Source organism: Kitasatospora sp. NPDC101235 (assembly GCF_044767505.1).
Classification (GTDB): Bacteria; Actinomycetota; Actinomycetes; order Streptomycetales; family Streptomycetaceae; genus Kitasatospora.
In genome coordinates this window covers 1-1,056 of sequence record NZ_JBIWNZ010000096.1, presented here as the reverse complement: position 1 = coordinate 1,056, position 1,056 = coordinate 1, and the positions used below count along the sequence as shown (strand labels likewise).

Annotated in this window: 1 pseudogene; it reads right to left on the bottom strand. The window is 67.8% G+C overall.

The features are described from left to right. A pseudogene (locus ACIRRH_RS43970) lies at window positions 1-979 on the bottom strand (IS5 family transposase); the annotation flags it as partial. Window positions 980-1,056: the final 77 nt, after the last annotated feature.

The following is a 1,056-nucleotide window of genomic DNA, read 5'->3' as shown; positions in this document are numbered from 1 at the left end:
TTGATCCAGATCATCGCGCCGCGGAGGTGGAGGCCGGCGAGGTAGCTTTCCGGCGTCTTGTCATACCGGGTGGCGATGCCGCGCCAGGCCTTCAGTTTGTTGATCAGGCGCTCGACGGTGTTCCGCTCCTTGTAGAGCTCGGCGTCGTGGCTGACGGGCCGGCCGCCCTGGCTGCCCTTCTTCTTCCGGTTGGCGCTCTGGTCCTTCTTCTCCGGGATGACTGCTTTGATGCGCCGTTTGCGCAGGTGGGCGCGGTTGCCGCGGGACGAGTAGGCCTTGTCCCCGGCGACCGCGTCGGGCCGAGTGCGGGGACGGCCGACCGGCCCCCGGACCCGCACCTTCTTGAGCACGGGGATGAACTGCGGGCTGTCGGCGGCCTGCCCCTCGGTCAGGACGAACGAAAGCGGGCGGCACTTCCGGTCGCCAGCGCAATGGACCTTGCTGGTCTGCCCGCCCCTGGACCGTCCGAGCAGGGCAGCCTTCAGCCGGAGCCTGCGCCGACGCCGGATGCGTCGCCGTTCTTCCCGCTTCGGGTCGTTTCCGGCGTCCTGCCCGGATTGTTCTTCCGGGGCTCCCCCTTTTGCCGGGCCTTCTCCGCCTCGTCGGCAGCCTTCTCCAGGGCGGTGAGCGTGTCGGAGTCGAGGTGCATCCCGGCAGCGTCGTGGTGAGCCCGGACGGTGGTGGAGTCCACGCTGACCAGGGACAAGTCCGCCTCACCGCGCTTCGCGGCTTCCGCGATCACGCCCTCCATCAGGGCTTCGAAGACACCGGCGTCCCTCCACTGCCGGAACCGATTGGAGACGGTCGACCAGGCGCCGAACTCCTGCGGCATCTCCCGCCACTGCCCGCCCGTCCTGAACCGCCAGATCACACCCTCGAACTGCTGCCGCAGCCGCTCCGGGTACGGGCCGTACTCGCCGATCGGCAGGTACGGACCGATGAACTCCCACTCTGCATCGGAAAGTTGCGCTCGCGTCACACAGTACGGTCTACCGGATCAGGAACTGTCGCGAGGGCGAATCCCACAGATTGATCACAACCCGATACGCACCCTAG